Genomic DNA, 4,898 nt, shown 5'->3' on the forward strand with positions numbered 1-4,898 from the left:
CCTGATCGCCGGCCATGCGACTGAACTCCGCCGCGGCCCGGGTGGGCTGATCCGAGGACAGATAGACCGCGGCCAGCTTCTTGGTCACGTCGCGCTGCAACTCGTTGCTGGGAAACGTCTTGCGGAAATCCAGCAACACGTCGATGGCGCGGGTCCATTGCTCGTCGGCGATCAGCACGGCGGCGGCGTCGTACTGGGCGGTGGCTCGAATCTCCGAATCCGGCATCTCCTGGCCAATGCGCAGGAAATGACCGACCGCGTCGTCGGGGCGGTTCTGCTCGCGGGCCACTTCACCCTGCTTGTAGATCGCCGATGCGATCTGGGTCCGGGTCTTCTGCCGCCGTTCGACATCGTCGGGTGGCGTCAGCTGCAATACCTGCTTGAACGCGCCCTCGGCATCCTGGAAGCGCTGCTGATCGAAACGGGTCAGCCCCAGCACCTGCCAGCTGCTGCGACGCAGGCGGGCGTCCGGCCGGGGTTCCATCGTGACCACGCGTGCGGCGACCTCCGCCGCGGGTTCCAGCTCGTCCAGGTCGTAGAGATCCTCGGCTGCGCGAGTCAGTGCACGCGCGGTCTGAGGATGCGTCGCGAAGTTGTCCGCGAAACGACGGGCCGCGTCGACGGCGAGCAGGGTCGCGTCACGCCGTTGCTCGGGCGGTTGCGCCTCGGCCCACTTGTGATAGCTGTCGACTGCTCCGTAGCCGGCGGCCGCTGCACGAGGATGCGGCGGATAGTTGTACGCGGCATTGGTGTATTCCTCGGCGGCGAGCTGGTACTGGCCGCGGTCGTAAAGCGTATCGGCCAGCAGCGTGTGCATTTCCGGTGACGCCGGGTCGTCAGGGAAGATCTCGATGAACCGACGGTAGTACCGGCCGGCCTGATCGAAATTGATCTTCCGGGCTTCCGGCGACGCGCCGTCACGCTGTGCCCGCGCGTGGTAGTAGCGGGCGACGTCATTGAGGTTCTCCTTCAGCGCCTCGACCACGAAGGGTGCTTCGGCCAGACCACGCTGGGTCCAGTACTCCGCCTCCGGATCGTAGATCTGGACGTAGTCTTCCTTGGCGCCCATGGCCAGTTCCTGGAACCCGCCGACCCGCAGCGCGTCGATGGATTTCAGCTGGAACGTCGGCGCATCCAGAGTGAACGGCTCATAGTCGACATAGGCCTTGAATGCCGCGGCCGCATCGGTGTAGCGCTCCTGTTCGAGGAACAGTTCGCCAAGACTCGCGAACAGCAACTCCTCGTAGCGCGTGCCACCACGCTCCGAGAGGAACTGCTTGAGTGTCGCGCCACCATCGCTGTAGGCGAAGCTCAAGCCGACAACGCGCAGGACATCGCCCACCAGTTCCCGGCGGGCTTCGCGAACCCCGGCTACGGCCTGATCCCTGACGATTGGCGCCTGACCCGGTGCCAGCTCCCGTTCCAGGATGGGCATGAACGCATCGGCGGCGTCCAGATACCGGGACTGCTTGAAGATGGACCAGCCCAGCTTGTACTGGGCCTGTTCGAAGAACTGGCCGTCCGGTCCGTAGTCGACGACCTCGCGGTATGCGACCTCGGCTTCGCGGAAGCGCTTCAGGCGAAAGGAGAGTTCCGCCTCGCGGAACTTGCCGTCCGTGGCGTAACGGGACGTCGGGTAGTCTCGCGTCAGGCGAGACAGCACTTCGATCGCCCGGGCTTCCTGACCACGGTTCTGATAGGCGCGGGCGAGCTGGTACAGCACCCGGTCGTTATTCGGATCGTCCGGATTGGTTGCCAGGATTTCGCGATAGAGATTGATGGAGTCCAGCGGCTCTTCGGTGCCGTAGAGCTCCTGCTGGCGTTCGTATTGCGGATTGACCTCGCCAATCTGCACCTGCAGGTCGGCCAGGCGGCGCATCACTTCCGTCCGACGTGCGCCATCCGGAGCCAGTTCCAGGATCTTGCGGTAATTCTCGATCGCCAGTTCCTGGTTGGCCTCGACGCGTTCCGATTGGCGAATCGCCAGTTTGCTTTCGTCCGGACGGTCGCGGCTGACCGTCGCGATCGATGGGCCCGGGTCGATTCTCGACGCGCAGGCGCTGACCAGCAGTGAGCCGGCGCAGGTCATCAACAGGAGGCCAAGCCGGTTACGGCGCATCGATTCCGTCTCCTTGCGTGTCGAAGATGCGGGCCATGGCGAAGCGGGCCTCGATCAGGAATTGCTCGGCCTGGCGGCGCTGGCCCTTCAACTCGTCCAGAGCCATGGTCTCGAGCAGGTCACGTTGCTCGATCAATGCCACTTCGATGCGATCACTCAGCTCGAAAATGCGCGGGCGGGCGTCCTGCATCTGCTGCGTCGGCGAGGGCATGTTGCGCGTCTGCGCGAGGACTGGTGGTGGTTCCGCCAGATCCAGATTCAACTCACGGGAGGGCCCGGGGGGTGGTGCCTGTGAGCCCATGCGCCGGGACTCGCCGCCGATACCTTCCTCCAGACGCAGTTCGGGGCGCACCCCGTCACCGAAAATCCGGTTGTGGGCCCGCGCCCGCGCGATGGTCTGGTCGGGATCGGCGGGTCGCGCGCCCTCGGCCAGCCGGCTGCCGTATGCCGAGATCGCGCGCAGCCAGCCATCGCTGCGACGCGCGAGGAAGCGCAGGTCCCGATAGTTCTTCAGCGCTTCCTGGAAGTGGGTGCTGGCGATCAGCGGGTAGAGGTAGTAGGTCTCCGGCGCGTTCGGCAGGTCGCGAACCTCCCAGGTCCAGCCGGCCTCTGAGTCCAGGTCACGGGCGATCAGCGTCTCGACCATGCGACCGCTCAGGATCGCGTTTTCCGCCTTGTCCAGCCGCAGGCGGGTTTCTTCCAGCAACTCGGCCGCGCGCAGGTAGTACTGCAAGGACTGGCGGTGCGCGCCCAGGGAGCCCAGTGCCTGCGGGACGGCGACGAAGGCCTCCTGAACGGCCGGGTCCATCGGGTCACGCCCCAGCAGCTCGGACCACGGGGCCAGCGCGCGCTCCAGGCGCTTCGCCGTCTGCCGGTTCGACTTCTGCTCGTCGGTGAGGCCGATGCCCAGCTTCTCGAACAGGCTGGCATTGCCGCGACCCGGACGCATCAGCAGCGACAGCGAGGAATAGGCTGTGGGCACGTCATCGGAGTTGATGTCGTCATCACCGAAGTAAAGCGCCCAGCCGTAACCCAGCAGCCCCTTGTTGGCGAATTCCCCTTCCAGGCGGATGCGGCGGAACGCGTCTCGCGCCTCGTCGTAGCGCTCCTGCTTCAGGAACTGATAGCCCAGCGTCAAATTCGCCTTGTCGCGCAACGCGGCCAGCTCGAAGGAGGGGATGTCGATGCGTCCGACGCGACGCAGCCCGTCGAGCCCGTCGTCCAGCGCACCCGTTCTCATCTGCGTGATTGCCCGGTTGTAGGCCATGTAGGGCGGCAGGGAGTCGATGCGGCGGGCGTCGTCGTAGGCGCCCAGCGCGCTGGCGAAATCACCCAGGCGCATGTGGGCGCGGGCGCGCAGATCATGCGCGGCCATCCGGTCCTCGTCGCTGACCGGATCTACCAGATCCCTCGCCAGCGCCGTCAGCATCTCCCGGTACTGACCGCGGTTGTAGGCGAGTTCCGCGAGCCGGAGCACCGCGGTGTTACGCGCGTCGACCGGCGCGGCCGTGTCGCCGCGGATGCTGTTGAGCTGCCTTTCGGCGGCGGCCGGCAGGCCGAAGTCCACCAGGGTGCGCGCTTCCGCCAGCAGCAGATCGGGGTTTTGCGTGGTGGACGCGCCGTGGGCGTCGGCCCAGACCCGCAGGCGGGTCAGGGCGGTGAACAGACGATCGGTTTCGCGCAGGTAGCGGGTCGCGCGCGCCTGCAACGGCTGGAGCTGTTCGCCGGAGGTGTTGGCGGTGTTGCCAACGGTCAGGAACCCGTTGTTCGCCCATTCGCGCGGGTTCAGACGGGGTTCGCGACGACGTCCGGTCCACTCCAGGACGAACTCGACCGCCTTGGGGCTTCCGTTCAGGTTGACGTCGTAGGACTGCGTGCGACGCACGGGCGGGGCGGTGTCCGAATCCTCGGCATACCGTCCGGAGATCTCCAGGGTCAGCGTATGCGTGCCCGGCGCCAGGTCGAGTCGGCTCATCTCGTGCGCGGCATCGCGGGTCAGCGAAACGGCATCGTTGAACTGGTAATCGATGACCGTGGCCTGTTCGCCATTGACGGACAGGCGCGCCGTCTCGACGACGAAGGCGGCCAGATCCACCGACAGGTACACGCTGACGGCGTTGCCGTCCGGGTAAAGCACGGCCTGTTCGAGAAGTTCCAGATCAACGGACAGATCCAGGGCATCCGCCTTGATGGTTCGGATCCGGTCGTCCAGCGAACGCAGCGTCTCGAGCTGGGCGTCCGCGGTTTTCTGGTCGATGGCGTGCGCGGGGCCTGGCGGCAGGCCTGTGAGGCTGATCAAAGCCAGACAGACCAGCGTCTTGATACGGTTCAAGCGTTTCTCCAGCCGTCGGTTTGGGTGTATCCCAGACTGCTGCCCGGACGTCGGGCTAGGCGATGGCAACAGTTTAACAACAAGTTAAATCCGAATTCCTCGTCTGAGTCGTGTGAATCCGCGTAAGGGATCACACGCCCGAATGATCCGCCACGTCGACACGAATCTTGAGTCGCTGACCGGGGCGCAGCGAGTCGGGCGAACCCAGATCGTTGATCGCGACGATGTCGTTGACCCGTACACGGTACCTGCGTGCGATCCCGCCCAGCGAGTCGCCGGAACGAACGGTGTAATAAACCGTGCGTTCGGTGCGTGACGGCGATGCGACCAGCAGCGCCTGACCGGGCTTGATCACCGTACGGCTCGACATCCGGTTCCAGCGCGTCAGGTCAGCCACGTGGATATCGTGCTTGCGTGCGATCGACCAGAGGGAGTCACCGGCGCGGA

At 65.6% G+C, this 4,898-nt stretch carries 3 protein-coding genes; all 3 read right to left on the reverse strand.

All coding sequences use genetic code 11. The features are described 5' to 3' along the window. On the reverse strand, positions 1-2,119 hold a 2,119-nt coding region (locus ABNS06_RS05055), incomplete at its 3' end, for a tetratricopeptide repeat protein (protein WP_348672973.1). Further along, positions 2,109-4,451, reverse strand: coding sequence for a hypothetical protein (locus tag ABNS06_RS05060; RefSeq protein ID WP_348672974.1), 2,343 nt, complete (start codon positions 4,449-4,451; stop codon positions 2,109-2,111). The genes ABNS06_RS05055 and ABNS06_RS05060, both read right to left, overlap by 11 nt. Before the next feature lie 130 nt (positions 4,452-4,581). Next, a partial coding sequence (locus tag ABNS06_RS05065; protein ID WP_348672975.1) for a LysM peptidoglycan-binding domain-containing protein occupies positions 4,582-4,898 on the reverse strand: 317 nt, incomplete at its 5' end.

This window comes from uncultured Abyssibacter sp. (assembly GCF_964000955.1).
GTDB lineage: Bacteria > Pseudomonadota > Gammaproteobacteria > Nevskiales > OUC007 > Abyssibacter.